Genomic DNA, 14,649 nt, shown 5'->3' with positions numbered 1-14,649 from the left:
CATGATACGCAGAACAAAAATCGTCGCCACGCTTGGCCCCTCATCCAACGACCCGAAAGTCCTGGACAGGATGATGGAGGCAGGTGTGGACGTGGTGCGTCTCAACTTTTCGCACGGTATTGCGCAGGATCATATTGACCGCGCCGAGATGGTGCGTTCGCTGGCGCGTACCCGGGGTCGTGCCGTGGGCGTGCTGGTTGACCTGCAAGGCCCAAAAATCCGTGTCGGCAAGTTCGCCGATGGCAAGATCACGCTGCAATCCGGCGCCCGTTTCGTGCTCGACGCCACGTGCGAACTGGGCAATCAGGAACGCGTCGGTCTTGACTACAAGGATCTGCCCAGGGATCTGGAACGCGGCGCCACGCTATTGCTGGACGATGGCCGCATCGAAATGTGGGTTGAAGAAGTCAAGGGTGCGGAAATCATCTGCAAGGTGGTACAAGGCGGCGTGCTGTCCAACAACAAGGGCATCAACCGCAAGGGCGGGGGGCTGTCCGCCGCCGCGCTGACTGAAAAAGACATCGAAGACATCAAGACGGCGGCGGCACTGCAGGCCGATTATGTGGCGATTTCCTTCCCGCGTTCCGCTGCTGATATGCAGCTGGCACGCAACCTGCTCCGCGCCGCCGGCGGCCACGGCATGCTGGTAGCCAAGATCGAGCGTGCCGAGGCGATTACCGCGCTGGAAGAAATTCTCGATGCTTCCGATGCCATCATGGTGGCACGTGGCGACCTCGGCGTGGAAGTGGGCGATGCCGCTGTGCCTGCGCTGCAAAAGAAAATGATCCGCATGGCGCGGCAGCGCAACAAGGTGGTCATTACCGCCACACAGATGATGGAGTCCATGATTTCCAGCCCGATACCGACGCGCGCTGAGGTTTCCGATGTGGCCAACGCGGTACTGGACGGTACCGATGCAGTGATGCTGTCAGCCGAGACTGCCGCAGGCATGTATCCGGTGGAGGCGATTGCTGCCATGGATCGCGTGTGCTGCGAGGCAGAAAAGGAAATCGAACGTGATTTCATCAATTTCCGTCTCGACAAAAATTTCAACCGGAAAGATGAATCGGTAGCGATGGCAGCCATTTTTACTGCCACTCACCTGCCCAATGTGCGCGCCATTGCAGCACTTACCCAGTCCGGGAACACCTGCCTGTGGATGTCGCGCATGAGCACCGGCGTGCCGATCTACGCCTTGACACCAGAAGTGGAAACCCGTAGAAAAGTTACCTTGTACCGCGGCGTCTACCCGGTAAATTTCAAGACCGATTCCAGGGATCGCGATCAATTGCTGATTGAAGCCGAGAATGAACTGCGCCGCCGCGGTGCAGTGCGGGACGGTGATTTGATTGTGCTTACCATCGGCGAACCGATCGGCGAATCCGGGGGCACGAACACCATGAAAATTGTAACAGTCGGCGAGCACAAGAAAGCTTAAGGTTTTTCAGGATTTGAAATCTATTTATTATTAACCAAGGAGAAAATCATGGCACTCGTATCCCTGCGCCAACTGCTGGACCACGCCGCTGAAAACGGCTACGGTCTGCCCGCGTTCAACGTCAACAACCTGGAGCAAGTCCAGGCCATTATGGAAGCCGCCGATGAATGTGGCAGCCCGGTCATCATGCAGGCCTCTGCAGGTGCGCGCAAATACGCAGGCGCCAGCTTTCTGCGCCATTTGATCACCGCCGCGGTTGAAGCCTACCCGCATATTCCTGTTGTCATGCACCAGGACCACGGCGCCAGCGCCCCGGTGTGTATTCGTTCCATCACCGACGGCTTCTCTTCGGTGATGATGGACGGCTCCCTGCAGGAAGATGCCAAGACCCCGGCCAGCTACGAATACAATGTGGAAATCACCCGCAAGGTAGTCGATATCGCCCATGCCGTGGGTGTTTCCGTGGAAGGTGAACTGGGCTGTCTGGGTTCGCTGGAAACAGGCATGGCCGGCGAGGAGGACGGTGTCGGCGCTGAGGGCATGCTGGATCATTCCCAGTTGCTGACCGATCCGGAAGAAGCCGCCGATTTCGTCAAGAAAACCGGCGTGGATGCGCTGGCTATCGCTATTGGCACGTCCCACGGCGCCTACAAGTTCACCCGTCCGCCCACCGGCGACATCCTCGCCATCGGCCGCATCAAGGAAATCCACGCGCGCATTCCCAACACCCACCTGGTGATGCACGGTTCTTCTTCGGTGCCGCAGGAATGGCTGAAGATTATCAATGACTTCGGCGGTGACATGGGCGAAACCTATGGTGTGCCGGTGGAAGAAATCATCGAAGGCATCAAGCATGGCGTACGCAAGGTCAATATCGACACCGACCTGCGCATGGCATCCACTGGCGCAGTGCGCAAGTTCCTGGCGGAAAACAAGAAGGAGTTCGATCCACGCAAATTCCTGATTGCCTCCACCAAGGCCATGAAGTCGATCTGTAAAGCGCGCTACGAAGCCTTCGGCAGCGCAGGCCAGGCAGCCAGGATCAAGCCGGTTGATCTGGAAAAAATGGCTGCGAAATACGCCAAGGGCGAGCTGGCCGCGATTATCAAATAATTTTCGGTCCGCACCCCAATAGAAAAGGCAGCTTAGGCTGCCTTTTCTATTGGGGTGTCTTCTTTTCAAGACCGCGCGCATTGCCTGATCGGCCTCAAGCACGCGTTCAATCAATAACAATAAATTGTTTGACCTTGGCTTTAATCCTGAGACAGGATATATTCCACACTATTAGTATGGTTATTTGCCATCGTGGTAAAGCAATTGTTCGTTTTTTAAGTTATGGGATAAGGGGAAAATCATGTTGCGGCAATTGCTGATGAAAGCTTGCAGGATCGACCAGGTTGCCACCTGGTTAGTTGTATCGATTCTGTCGTTCACTTCAGTCAACGCAGATGCCGTACCTGCTTTCGCTCGACAGACCGGGCAAAACTGCGTCGCCTGTCATGCCGGCGGACAATTTCCCGAACTTACCCCTTACGGGCGCTTGTTCAAGCTTACCGGCTATACCATCGGGCAACGTGCGCTGCCGCTTTCGATGATGGCCGTGCTGACCGCCAACAAAGTGAAGGTCAATGATCCCGCCGCTACCGGACACGCACAGGACGGAAAGCCCATATTCAGCACCGCCAGCCTGTTCATTGCAGGAAAAATTTCCGACACAACGGGCGGGTTCATGCAGATCACCTATAACAATTACGCCGGTGATACCGGTTACGCGGGGCATACCGGTTCAGACAACCTGGATCTGCGTTACGTCGACCACTTCATCAACGACAAGCAGGATCTGATCTACGGCCTCACCCTGCACAACAACCCCGGCGTGCAGGACGTGTGGAACAGCACCCCGGCCTGGGGCTACGGCGTGGTGCCCGGCAGCACCGCAGCAGGGGGCGCGCTCACCCCGATGCTTGACGGCGGTCTCGCCCAGCAAGTGGCGGGAATCGGCGCCTATGCCTACTGGAACAAGACGGTGTATGCGGAACTCACCGGCTACCGCACCGGCGATGGCATCTTTTCCTTCATGACCCAGGGTAATGGTGGCCAGATCAACATCAAGGGGACCAATCCCTATTTGCGGCTGGCGCTGACGCACGAATGGGGCCCCCACAATGCGATGATCGGCCTGTCTCGCCTGGACGTCCATCAATACACGGATCCGACCAGCCACTCCGGACCAACCGACCGCTACCGTGACAATAGCATCGACTTCCAGTACCAGTATCTGCTCGACCCGTATACGGTCACCGCGACGCTCACCCGCATCCATGAAAACATCGACCCCGCAACGGCAGGGCTGCTGTCCGACACGGTCAATTCCCTGAGGGCCAAGGCATCCTTCATCTATCAGGCAAAGTACGGCGCCACCCTCTCCTATTTCGATGTCAGCAATAGCTCGAATGCAAATGGCTTCTTCGCCTCACAGAATCCACCCGTCTCCCGGACCGGAACGCGTGGCTGGACACCCGAGATATTCTGGATGCCGGTGCAATATGTGCGGACCGGCGTGCAATACACCATGTTCAACGCGGACAGCGCAGCGCCTAACCCGAAAGCCAGTGACAACAACACGCTTTTCTTCTATGTATGGGGCGCGTACTGACAAGCCGGTTTCAATGACTTGGTGCGTGCGTCGTCTTGACGGTGCACGCCCGGCATGAATGATGGAATATGCGGAGGCTGAACAATGAAAACTGCCACAATTACGCTAGTACTGGTGCTGGCCGCTATCGGCACAGGCTGCACGACGACGAAAAATTCTTCCCGCAATCTGGGCGACCCCGGCGTACCCGGCAAGACGCTGGCCGAGCAGGTGTGCTCGGATTGCCATGGCGTCACCGGCAATTCGATCAACCCCACCTTCCCCCGGCTGGCCGGACAGCAGGAATGGTACTTGATCTCGGAGTTGAAGGAATTCAGGAGTCACAACCGCCTGGATCCGGCAGGATACGAGTATATGTGGGGCATCTCCAGGAGCCTGACAGACGCGCAGATCAGGGAGCTGGCCGCCTATTATGCCGCGCAGAAGCCTGTTTCAGACACGCCGGGAAATACCAAACTGGAGAACCAAGGCAGGGCAATTTTCGCTAACGGCATCTCCAGCGAGGGTGTTCCGGCCTGCCTGGCCTGCCATGGCGCAGAAGATGCCGGCAGCGGGCAGTTCCCGCGCATTGCAGGACAGCATGCCGACTATATCGTCAGGCAACTGAATGTGTTTCAGCGGACCGAGGAGCGCTCCGATGCAGCAGCCATGAAGGTGGTCGCCCACAATCTCAAGCCGGAGGAGATTAGGGCTGTAGCCGCTTATGTCTCTACCATTTCATCGAAATAGCCGCCAACGCAGCACATTAGGCGCCGTCGGCTGATTTTTCAACCAGCAGCGTATGCAACCGCCGGCTGTCTGCACGCAGCACATGAAACTTGAGGCCGTCGAATTCGATTTCATCGCCGCGTTTGGGCAGGTGGCCGAACCGGCTCACTACCAGGCCGCCGACGGTATCGAATTCCTCGTCGGAAAACTGCGTACCCAGCACGGTGTTGAAATCGGCAATTTCGGTAACGGCCTTAACCCGATAGCGCCCGGCCTTGTCCCGGATGACATTGTCTTCGGTTTCGTCGAAATCGTATTCGTCCTCGATGTCGCCGACGATTTGCTCGAGCACGTCTTCAATGGTGACCAGCCCGGCGACGCCACCGTATTCATCAACGACGATGGCGATATGGTTGCGGCTGGCACGAAATTCCTTGAGTAGCACGTTAAGACGCTTGGATTCCGGGATGAACACTGCCGGGCGCAGCATCTCGCGCACGTTGAATTCTTCGCCCGCGTTATAGCGCAACAAGTCCTTGGCGAGCAGAATGCCGATGACGTCATCCTTATTTTTATCAATTACCGGAAAACGCGAGTGCGCGGTTTCGATGACGTACGGAATGAATTGCTCGGGAGTATCGTTAATGTCCACCATATCCATCTGCGCGCGCGGGATCATGATGTCGCGTACCTGGATTTCCGATACCTGCAGCACGCCTTCGATCATGGACAAGGCATCGGCGTCGAACAGGTTGTGCTGATAGGCGCTGTGCAGTATTTCCACCAGTTCGCCACGGCTTTCCGGCTCGCGTGAGAGGAATGCGCCGAGGCGCTCTAGCCAGCTGGATTTGGCGGGTTCTTCCATGTTAAATCTGCTCCATTTCTACATAAGGATCGGCAAAGCCCAGCGCGGTGATGATTTCCGTCTCGCGCGCTTCCATGGCCTGTGCATCGTCATCGTTTTCGTGATCCAGGCCGTGCAGGTGCAGTACGCCGTGGACGATCAGGTGCGCATAATGGGCGATAGCCGATTTGCCTTGCTGCAGTGCTTCACGACTCACTACAGGAGCACACAGAACCAGGTCGCCACTGACCACCGGGGCTGAGGCATACACGAATGACAAAACGTTGGTGGCATAGTCGCGGCCACGGTAGTCGCGGTTGAGTGCATGGCCTTCCTGCTCATTGACCAGACGGATGGTGATTTCGGCATCGCGTTCCAGTGCGGCACGCGCAAAACGCATGATCTGGGCGCGGCTGGGCGCATCGGTTGCGCGTACCGCGCGTTGCACGGATAGCGTAAGACGCGGCCGCGCCGGTCTACTTCGGGGCGAGGGTTCAGCGCGCTTGGTCACGCTTTTCATAGGCGTTGACGATGCGCGCAACCAGCGGGTGGCGCACGACGTCTTCCGACAGAAACTGGGTGAAGGCAATGCCGCGCACATCGTGCAGCACTTCGCAGGCGTCCACCAGGCCGCTTTTCTGATGGCGCGCCAGATCGACCTGGGTCACGTCACCAGTGATGACAGCCTTGGAGCCAAAACCAATACGGGTGAGGAACATTTTCATTTGTTCTGGGGTGGTATTCTGCGCTTCGTCCAGGATAATGAAGGCCTGGTTCAAGGTGCGTCCACGCATGTAGGCCAGTGGTGCGATTTCGATGGTGTTGCGTTCGAACAGCTTGCCCACTTTGTCATAGCCCAGCAAATCATAAAGCGCATCGTACAACGGGCGCAAGTACGGGTCTATCTTCTGCGCCAGATCCCCAGGCAGGAAACCAAGACGCTCGCCCGCCTCGACCGCCGGGCGTGTCAGTACAATACGTTTGACGGTGTCGCGCTCCAGGGCATCCACCGCACTGGCAACGGCGAGATATGTCTTGCCGGTTCCTGCGGGCCCGACGCCAAAGGTGATGTCATGCGCCTGGATTTGGGTGAGGTATTCGGTCTGACGCGGGGTGCGACCTCTGAGATCGGCGCGCCGTGTCATCAACACCGGTATGCTGTCTGGCGCCGGGCTGGTAGTGCTGTGGTGTGCGACTTCGACTAATGCCAGCTGGATATCATCCACGCTGATTGGCTCGCCTGCCTTGCGGTAGAATGCTTCCATCAACTGGGCGGCAAGCCGCGTCCGGCTTGTTTTTCCGGTAATGCGAAAGTGCTCGCCACGACGCGTGATGAGCACGTCCAAACCGGTTTCGATCTGGCGCAGGTTTTCTTCCAGTACGCCGCACAGATTGGCCAGCCGGGTGTTGTCTACGGGAGCGAAGGCGATTTCCATTAATTTGCAACCATTTCGCCGCGTAGCGAGTGTGGTTCCGCGCGGCTGATGACGACGTCGACAAAATGGCCGATCAGACGCGGATGACCCAGGAAATTGACCACGCGATTGTTGTCGGTGCGTCCGGCCAGTTCGCTGGCATTCTTTTTGGACACGCGATCCACCAGCACGCGCTGGCGGCTGCCCACCATACGCTGGCTGATGGCCTGCGCATTGGCTTCAATACGCTGTTGCAACTGCACCAGGCGCGCCTGTTTGACGGCGTGCGGCACATCATCAAACAGCTCGGCAGCCGGAGTGCCGGGACGTTTGCTATAGATGAAGCTGAACGAGCTATCGAAACCCACATCCTCAATCAATTGCATCGTGGCCTCGAAATCGGTGTCGGTCTCACCCGGAAAGCCGATGATGAAATCTGATGACAGCGCAATGTCCGGCCGCGCCTGGCGCAAGCGGCGGATGATGGATTTATATTCCAATACGGTGTAACCCCGTTTCATTGCCGCCAGGATGCGGTCGGAACCGGCCTGTACCGGCAGGTGCAGATGCGAAACCAGCTTGGGCAGACGCGTGTAGGCCTCGATCAGGCGCGCGGTGAATTCGCGCGGATGGCTGGTGGTATAACGGATGCGCTCGATACCGGGGATGTCATGCACGTATTCGAGCAGCAGGGCGAAATCGGCCATGTCGCCATCTCCCATCGCACCCCGGTAGGCGTTCACATTCTGCCCCAGCAGGTTGACTTCTTTCACGCCCTGGTCTGCCAGCCCGGCGACTTCGGCCAGGATATCGTCAAACGGGCGCGATACTTCTTCACCCCGGGTGTAGGGCACCACGCAAAACGAACAGTATTTGGAGCATCCTTCCATGATGGAAACAAAGGCTGCCGCGCCATCCGCCCTGGCGGCAGGCAGGTGGTCGAATTTTTCGATTTCGGGAAACGAGATGTCCACCTGGGGCTGCCCGGTGGCGCGCCTTTGTGCAATTAACGCCGGCAGGCGGTGCAGAGTTTGCGGTCCGAACACCACGTCTACATAGGGTGCGCGGGCAACGATGGCGACGCCTTCCTGACTTGCCACGCAGCCGCCTACGCCGATAATCAGATCGGGATTGGCGTCCTTGAGTTCGCGTACCCGCCCCAGGTCGGAAAACACTTTTTCCTGCGCTTTCTCGCGCACCGAGCAGGTGTTGAACAGAATGACGTCCGCATCAGCCGGGCTATCAGTGGGGGTAAGTCCGTCAGACGCGCGCAGCACGTCGGCCATCTTGTCCGAGTCGTACTCGTTCATCTGGCAGCCGAAAGTTTTGATGAAAACTTTTTTCACAATGAGCGCCGGGCAGTTATCAGACTGAGGGCGAAGAAATCGGGTGGTGGTGATGGGCGGAGTCGAACCGCCGACCTATGGGTTATGAATCCATCGCTCTAACCATCTGAGCTACATCACCCCATGAAGCAAAGCGCGGAATTATCCGGGTTATGCCCTTGTCCTGTCAAGATTGGCGACGGTACGCCCATGTCATCATCGCCACGCCAGCCACGATCATCGGCAGCGACAGCCATTGTCCCATGCTGAGTCCCAGGCTGAGCAGGCCGAGAAAATCATCCGGCTCGCGCGTGAATTCGACCAGAAAGCGGAACAGGCCATAGCCAGTCAGAAACAGCCCCGACACCGCGCCCATCGGACGCGGCCGGGCGGAATATAGCCACACGATGGCAAACAGCACGATGCCCTCCAGACCGAATTCGTACAGTTCCGAGGGGTGGCGTGGCACATTGTCCACGGCGGGAAAGATCATTGCCCACGGTAGGTCGGTAGGCCGTCCCCACAATTCGCCATTGATAAAATTGCCGATGCGCCCTGCGCCCAGCCCGAGCGGCACCAGCGGTGCAATAAAGTCGGTGATGGCGAGCCAGGGCTTGCCTGTGCGCCGCGAGAATAACCACATGGCAAAGATCACGCCGAGAAAGCCGCCATGAAATGACATGCCGCCTTCCCATACATAAAAAATTTCGATCGGATGCGCAAGGTAATAGCTGAACTTGTAAAACAGCACGTACCCGAGCCGGCCGCCGAGGACGGTACCGAGTACGCCATAAAACAATACGTCATCCAGATTCCTGGTGGTCCAGCCAGAGTCCGGATGTTGCCTGATGCGCCAGCGCCCGAGCACCAGTACCAGCATGAATGCGGTCAGATACATCAAGCCGTACCAGCGAATGGCGAGCGGCCCGATGGAGAGGGCGACGGGGTCGAACTGGGGATGGATCAGCATAGTGCGCGGTAATGGGATAAAATTGGCAATTCCGTATTATCGCACTAATCAGAGGTTAACCATGCCCGTCTACCGCTCCCATACCACCACCCACGGACGCAACATGGCCGGTGCCCGCGCCCTGTGGCGCGCCACCGGCATGCAGGATGGCGATTTCGACAAGCCCATCATCGCCATCGCCAACTCGTTTACCCAGTTTGTACCCGGCCACGTGCACCTGAAAGACATGGGGCAGCTGGTGGCGCGCGAGGTCGAAGCCGCCGGCGGTGTGGCCAAGGAATTCAACACCATCGCCGTGGACGACGGTATCGCCATGGGGCACGGGGGCATGCTGTATTCATTGCCGTCGCGCGAATTGATTGCCGATTCGGTGGAGTACATGGTCAACGCGCACTGTGCCGACGCGCTGGTGTGCATTTCCAATTGCGACAAGATTACTCCCGGCATGCTGATGGCGGCAATGCGGCTTAATATCCCGGTGGTGTTCGTGTCCGGCGGGCCGATGGAGTCCGGCAAGGTTACCATCCGCGGCAAGGTCGTCAAGCTCGACCTGGTGGATGCGATGGTATCCGCTGCCGATGCGCGCGCCTCGGATGAGGACGTGATGATCATGGAGCGTTCCGCCTGCCCCACCTGCGGCTCGTGTTCCGGCATGTTCACCGCCAACTCGATGAACTGCCTGACCGAGGCACTGGGACTGTCGCTGCCTGGCAACGGCTCCACTCTGGCGACGCATGCAGACCGCAAACAATTGTTTTTGCAGGCCGGGCGCCTCATTGTCGATCTGGCAAAACGTCATTATGAGCAGGACGACTATACGGTGCTGCCGCGTTCCATCGCCACGTTTGAGGCATTCGAAAACGCCATTGCGCTCGACATCGCCATGGGCGGTTCCACCAATACAGTGCTGCACCTGCTGGCGTCCGCCTTTGAGGGCGGCGTGCCGTTTACCATGAAGGATATCGACCGCATGTCGCGCAAGGTGCCCAATCTGTGCAAGGTGGCGCCTGCCTCGCAGCAATACCATATGGAAGACGTGCACCGCGCCGGCGGTGTGATGGCTATTCTGGGTCAGCTTGACCGCGCCGGACTGTTGCATCGTGACCTGCCCACGGTGCACAGCAAAACCATGGCTGAGGCGCTGGAAAAATACGACGTGTCACGGACTGCGGATGAAACCGTGCATCAGTTTTATCGTGCCGGGCCGGGCGGCGTACCGACGCAGGTGGCATTCAGCCAGGACAGGCGCTGGCCTGATCTCGACCTGGACCGCGCCAACGGCTGTATCCGCGACAAGGCGCATGCTTATTCCCAGGACGGTGGCCTGGCAGTTTTACACGGCAATCTGGCGCTGGATGGTTGCATCGTCAAAACGGCTGGTGTGGATGAAAGCATTTTTAAATTTTCCGGGCCGGCGCGGATTTTTGAATCCCAGGATGCTGCCGTGGAAGCGATTCTTGCTGACCGGGTTCAGGCAGGTGATGTGGTCCTGATCCGTTATGAAGGCCCCAAGGGCGGCCCTGGTATGCAGGAAATGCTGTATCCGACTTCCTACATTAAATCCAAAGGGCTCGGCAAGGTCTGCGCGTTGATTACCGATGGACGGTTTTCGGGGGGGACCTCGGGTTTGAGCATCGGCCACGTGTCGCCAGAAGCGGCCGAGGGTGGCGCTATCGGTCTGGTGGAGGAAGGCGACAGCATAGAAATCGACATTCCCAATCGCAGCATCCACCTGGCCGTGAGCGATGCTGAACTGGCGCGCCGCCGAACGGCGATGCACGCCAGGGGTGACAGGGCATGGCAGCCGCTAAAGCGTGACCGGGTCGTGTCAGTGGCGCTGCGCGCTTATGCGGCGATGACCACGAGTGCTGCCACTGGCGCTGTGCGCGATGTCAGCCAGGTGGAACGGCACAGTCGCATCGATGTGCAATGACCCTCAATGAAAACCATCCTGATCGCCAATCCCAAGGGTGGCAGCGGTAAAACGACGCTGGCGACCAACATTGCCGGCTATCTGGCTGCAACCGGTCAGCCAGTGCGCCTGCTGGATATGGATCGCCAACAATCGGCCAGCGGCTGGCTGTCGTTACGACCCGAAGCGCTGCCGCCTATCAAGCTGTTTTCAGATAAGGCTGACAACCATGTAACGCACGAAGGCTGGCTGGTGATTGATTCACCCGCTGGCCTGCATGGCAAAAATCTTGAACGTGCGCTGAAACTGGTGAATCGGGTGGTCGTGCCTATTGCGCCTTCACTGTTCGACTTGAATGCCAGCCAGGAATTTCTGGATGTGCTGCAAACCGAAAAAGCGGTGCGCAAAGGCAAGATTTCTGTCGGTGTGGTAGGCATGCGCATGGCGCCGCGCACTCGCGCTGCCGCGGCACTCGAGCAGTTCATGATACAGCTGGATATGCCGATACTGGCGTACCTGCGCGAAGCTCAGCTATACGTCAACGCTGCCTTCGAGGGAAAATCCCTGTTTGACCTGCCGCCGTACCTGGCCGAGCGCGAACTGGAGCAATGGCAGTATCTCCTGTCCTGGCTGGATGCCTGAGCTTGATGACAGGCTTTTCCTGGTAGATTTTACTGGACGTTGTGCAGCAAATTGTACGGCTTGTGGGCTGGCACAATTCGGGTAGTATTGCATCACAGACAGTAGATTCCTGATGTATTTTTTTACCCAGTTAAGTTCCAATGAGGAGAGCACAATGAAAGCATGGATGGGGATCGCTACCGCTGCGATAATCGCGCTGGGCGCGGGTCCGGCAGTTGCGGCAGATTCGGGTTTGTCACTGGCGCAGAAAAACGCCTGTATGAGCTGCCACGGCGTGGACAAAAAAATTGTCGGTCCGGCATACAAGGACGTCGCTGCCAAATACAAAGGTGACAAGGGCGCTGAGGCCAGGCTGATCGAGAAGGTCAAACGCGGCGGTGCAGGCGTGTGGGGTCAAGTGCCGATGCCGCCCAACCCGCAAGTCAAGGACGCTGATCTGAAGACTATTGTGAGCTGGATACTCAGTCTCTGATCCGGTATTGCATGTTGTTCCCCGAGCCGGCTCCTGTGGCCGGCTTTTTTTCGCCTGCAGACCGCTCTGCCAGTCGTGTGCCTGTCTTATTGCATTCACGGTTTTTGGCGTTTGTGGTATAAGTTACCGATATTTGTGTGACGGAGAACGCGTTGAAACCCACCGTATTGAACGCATTGCTGGTTGCGGCAATGGCTGCGCTGGTGCTTGGCGGCTGCGGCAAACACGACGGCGCTGCCTCGGCGGATAACCTCATCAAGATTGGTTCGGTGGCGCCCCTCACCGGGCCGCAGGCGCATCTGGGCAAGGACAACGAAAACGGCGCACGCCTGGCCGTGGATGAAATCAACGCCGCGGGCCTCACCCTGGGCGGCAGGAAAATGCATATTGACCTGTTGAGCGAAGACGACCAGGCCGATCCCAAGACGGCCACTACCGTCGCGCAAAAACTGGTGGATAGCGGCGTTGCCGGCGTCATTGGCCATCTCAATTCAGGTTCCACTATCCCGGCGTCTACCATCTACCACGACGCAGGCATCCCGCAGATATCGCCTTCCGCCACAGCCATCGCGTATACCGCACAGGGTTACAACACCGCGTTTCGCGTGATGACCAATGACGAACAGCAGGGACATGTGCTGGGCCAGTATGCCGTCAACAAACTCGGCGCCAAAAAAATCGCCATCATCGATGACCGCACTGCGTACGGTCAGGGGCTGGCCGATGAATTCGCCAAGGCCGCCGAGGCGGCCGGCGCGGAAATTGTCGGGCGTGAATACACCACCGACAAATCCACTGATTTCATGGCAATCCTTACCTCGATCAAGTCCAAAGCCCCCGACCTGGTGTTCTTCGGCGGTATGGATCCGCAGGCCGGCCCAATGGCGAAGCAAATGAAGCAGCTTGGATTAAAGGCACAGCTGCTGGGTGGTGACGGCATGCAAACGCCCGAGTTCATCAAGCTGGCAGGTGCCGACGCCGAAGGCGCGATTGCCTCCAACCCGGGTCTGACACTCGACGCCATGCCCGGCGGCAAGGCTTTCAGGGAAAAATTCACTGCGCGCTTCGGCCCGATCCAGAACTACGCCCCCTATGCCTACGATGCGGTGTATGTCATGGTGGAAGCCATGAAACGCGCCGGTTCGTCCGATCCGGCCAAATACCTGCCCGAACTTGCCAGAACCGATTACCAGGGCGTGACCGGGAAAATCCGTTTTGACAGCAAGGGCGATGTGAGCGGAGGGGCGGTGACGCTATACCAGGTCAAGAATGGGACCTGGCATCCGCTGGAAACCGTATACAGCGGCAAATAGACGATTTTTCTCAGCGCGCAGCATGGATATTTTTGTTCAGCAGTTAATCAACGGTCTGGTGCTGGGCAGCGTGTACGCGCTGGTGGCGCTGGGCTACACCATGGTGTACGGCATTCTTGAGTTGATCAACTTTGCCCACGGCGAAGTGACCATGATTGGTGCCATGGTTGCATTATCGGTAATCTCGGCGCTGGTTGGCAACGGGGTGGCCTTGCCCGGGGTGGTCATCGCGCTGCTGGGCTTGCTGGCAGCGATTCCGGCATGCATGGCGCTGGGTTTTACCATCGAGCGGCTGGCTTACCGGCCGCTGCGCAATGCCCCGCGTCTGGCACCGCTGATTACTGCAATCGGGGTATCCATCGTGTTGCAGAATCTCGCCATGCTGATCTGGGGGCGGCAATATATTTCCTTCCCACCCATTCTGCCGCAAGGCCGGCATCAATTACTGGGTGCCAGTATCACCGATGTCCAAATCGTCATTCTGGTTACTTCCGTCATGCTGATGCTGGTGCTCACCCTGCTGGTAAAAAGAACCCGCCTGGGGCGGGCCATGCGTGCCACTGCACAATCGCCACAGATTGCCGGTTTGATGGGGGTGAATGCCAATACCGTGATCTCGCTCACCTTTGTGATGGGCTCGGCACTGGCTGCGGTAGCGGGCGTGATGGTGAGTGCCTATTATGGCCTGGCGCACTATTACATGGGATTTCTGTTGGGGCTCAAGGCGTTCTCGGCAGCGGTGCTGGGCGGTATCGGCAACCTTGCCGGCGCCATGTTCGGTGGCTTGTTGCTGGGGGTGATCGAGAGCCTGGGCGCGGGTTATATCGGCGACTTCACCGGTGGCTTCCTCGGCAGCAATTATCAGGATGTATTCGCCTTCTTCGTGCTGATCCTGGTGCTGGTGTTCAGACCCTCCGGCCTGCTGGGTGAGCGGGTTGGTGAGCGCGCCTGACT

At 58.1% G+C, this 14,649-nt stretch carries 14 protein-coding genes and 1 tRNA gene; 9 read left to right on the top strand and 6 right to left on the bottom strand.

From position 1 onward, the window contains the following. Nucleotide 1 precedes the first annotated feature (1 nt). The 4 genes from pyk (at nt 2) to GZH91_RS16720 (ending at nt 4,823) form a co-directional block, all read left to right on the top strand. Entirely contained in the window at nt 2-1,438 is a 1,437-nt protein-coding gene (gene pyk / locus GZH91_RS16735; protein ID WP_147071002.1) for a pyruvate kinase, read from the top strand. 48 nt (nt 1,439-1,486) lie between these two features. Further along, a complete protein-coding gene (gene fba, locus GZH91_RS16730) occupies nt 1,487-2,551 on the top strand; it encodes a class II fructose-bisphosphate aldolase (RefSeq protein ID WP_147071000.1) in 1,065 nt (354 codons plus the stop codon). Nucleotides 2,552-2,792: 241 nt separating this feature from the next. Beyond that, nucleotides 2,793-4,094 (top strand): cytochrome C, encoded by a 1,302-nt coding sequence (locus GZH91_RS16725; protein WP_223264485.1) that lies wholly within the window; start codon nt 2,793-2,795, stop codon nt 4,092-4,094. A gap of 84 nt (nt 4,095-4,178) precedes the next feature. Beyond that, a complete protein-coding gene (locus tag GZH91_RS16720; RefSeq protein ID WP_147070998.1) occupies nt 4,179-4,823 on the top strand; it encodes a c-type cytochrome in 645 nt (214 codons plus the stop codon). 16 nt (nt 4,824-4,839) lie between these two features. Here the strand turns inward: GZH91_RS16720 and GZH91_RS16715 are convergent, their stop codons facing one another. The 6 genes from GZH91_RS16715 to lgt all read right to left on the bottom strand — a co-directional run bounded on the left by GZH91_RS16715 (nt 4,840) and on the right by lgt (nt 9,356). Then, nucleotides 4,840-5,667 carry an HlyC/CorC family transporter gene (locus GZH91_RS16715; RefSeq protein WP_147070996.1) on the bottom strand — a complete coding sequence of 276 codons (828 nt, stop codon included), beginning with the start codon at nt 5,665-5,667 and terminating at the stop codon, nt 4,840-4,842. Nucleotide 5,668: 1 nt separating this feature from the next. After that, on the bottom strand, nt 5,669-6,094 hold the full coding sequence (gene ybeY, locus GZH91_RS16710) for an rRNA maturation RNase YbeY (RefSeq protein ID WP_223264484.1): 426 nt from the start codon (nt 6,092-6,094) through the stop codon (nt 5,669-5,671). A 46-nt stretch (nt 6,095-6,140) separates the two neighbouring features. Beyond that, complete coding sequence (locus GZH91_RS16705; protein ID WP_147070993.1) at nt 6,141-7,082, bottom strand: PhoH family protein; 942 nt, start codon at nt 7,080-7,082, stop codon at nt 6,141-6,143. Then, nucleotides 7,082-8,410 carry a tRNA (N6-isopentenyl adenosine(37)-C2)-methylthiotransferase MiaB gene (gene miaB / locus GZH91_RS16700; protein ID WP_198415509.1) on the bottom strand — a complete coding sequence of 443 codons (1,329 nt, stop codon included), beginning with the start codon at nt 8,408-8,410 and terminating at the stop codon, nt 7,082-7,084. The genes GZH91_RS16705 and miaB overlap by 1 nt, the downstream gene beginning before the upstream one ends. Nucleotides 8,411-8,451: 41 nt before the next feature. After that, nucleotides 8,452-8,528: transfer RNA gene (locus GZH91_RS16695), tRNA-Met, on the bottom strand. A 45-nt stretch (nt 8,529-8,573) separates the two neighbouring features. Next, entirely contained in the window at nt 8,574-9,356 is a 783-nt protein-coding gene (gene lgt, locus GZH91_RS16690) for a prolipoprotein diacylglyceryl transferase (RefSeq protein ID WP_147070989.1), read from the bottom strand. Between the two features lie 61 nt (nt 9,357-9,417). On the opposite strand from lgt, the gene ilvD reads away from it, so the two are divergent. The 5 genes from ilvD (at nt 9,418) to GZH91_RS16665 (ending at nt 14,647) form a co-directional block, all read left to right on the top strand. Further along, nucleotides 9,418-11,289: a dihydroxy-acid dehydratase gene (ilvD, locus tag GZH91_RS16685; protein WP_147070987.1), complete on the top strand. Its 1,872-nt coding sequence runs from the start codon at nt 9,418-9,420 to the stop codon at nt 11,287-11,289. Nucleotides 11,290-11,295: 6 nt separating this feature from the next. After that, nucleotides 11,296-11,910, top strand: a complete 615-nt coding sequence (locus GZH91_RS16680) for a ParA family protein (protein ID WP_147070985.1) — start codon at nt 11,296-11,298, stop codon at nt 11,908-11,910. Nucleotides 11,911-12,064: 154 nt separating this feature from the next. Then, complete coding sequence (locus tag GZH91_RS16675; protein WP_147070983.1) at nt 12,065-12,382, top strand: c-type cytochrome; 318 nt, start codon at nt 12,065-12,067, stop codon at nt 12,380-12,382. 191 nt (nt 12,383-12,573) lie between these two features. Next, a complete protein-coding gene (locus GZH91_RS16670; RefSeq protein WP_147071062.1) occupies nt 12,574-13,695 on the top strand; it encodes a branched-chain amino acid ABC transporter substrate-binding protein in 1,122 nt (373 codons plus the stop codon). A gap of 22 nt (nt 13,696-13,717) precedes the next feature. After that, the gene (locus tag GZH91_RS16665; RefSeq protein ID WP_147070981.1) at nt 13,718-14,647 is read left to right on the top strand and encodes a branched-chain amino acid ABC transporter permease; all 930 of its coding nucleotides are present in this window, start codon (nt 13,718-13,720) and stop codon (nt 14,645-14,647) included. Nucleotides 14,648-14,649: the final 2 nt, after the last annotated feature.

This window comes from Sulfuriferula plumbiphila (assembly GCF_009938015.1).
GTDB classification, from domain to species: Bacteria; Pseudomonadota; Gammaproteobacteria; order Burkholderiales; family Sulfuriferulaceae; genus Sulfuriferula; species Sulfuriferula plumbiphila.
This window is presented reverse-complemented; position numbering and strand designations above follow the sequence as displayed.

Bases quoted from the DNA above. Each gene is read 5' to 3' on its own strand.
- GZH91_RS16665 (WP_147070981.1), top strand. From the start codon at position 13,718: ATGGATATTTTTGTTCAGCAGTTAATCAACGGTCTGGTGCTGGGCAGC.
- lgt (WP_147070989.1), bottom strand. From the start codon at position 9,356: ATGCTGATCCATCCCCAGTTCGACCCCGTCGCCCTCTCCATCGGGCCG.
- pyk (WP_147071002.1), top strand. From the start codon at position 2: ATGATACGCAGAACAAAAATCGTCGCCACGCTTGGCCCCTCATCCAAC.
- ilvD (WP_147070987.1), top strand. From the start codon at position 9,418: ATGCCCGTCTACCGCTCCCATACCACCACCCACGGACGCAACATGGCC.
- GZH91_RS16720 (WP_147070998.1), top strand. From the start codon at position 4,179: ATGAAAACTGCCACAATTACGCTAGTACTGGTGCTGGCCGCTATCGGC.
- GZH91_RS16670 (WP_147071062.1), top strand. From the start codon at position 12,574: ATGGCTGCGCTGGTGCTTGGCGGCTGCGGCAAACACGACGGCGCTGCC.
- GZH91_RS16680 (WP_147070985.1), top strand. From the start codon at position 11,296: ATGAAAACCATCCTGATCGCCAATCCCAAGGGTGGCAGCGGTAAAACG.
- GZH91_RS16705 (WP_147070993.1), bottom strand. From the start codon at position 7,082: ATGGAAATCGCCTTCGCTCCCGTAGACAACACCCGGCTGGCCAATCTG.
- GZH91_RS16725 (WP_223264485.1), top strand. From the start codon at position 2,793: ATGTTGCGGCAATTGCTGATGAAAGCTTGCAGGATCGACCAGGTTGCC.
- GZH91_RS16715 (WP_147070996.1), bottom strand. From the start codon at position 5,667: ATGGAAGAACCCGCCAAATCCAGCTGGCTAGAGCGCCTCGGCGCATTC.
- fba (WP_147071000.1), top strand. From the start codon at position 1,487: ATGGCACTCGTATCCCTGCGCCAACTGCTGGACCACGCCGCTGAAAAC.
- GZH91_RS16675 (WP_147070983.1), top strand. From the start codon at position 12,065: ATGAAAGCATGGATGGGGATCGCTACCGCTGCGATAATCGCGCTGGGC.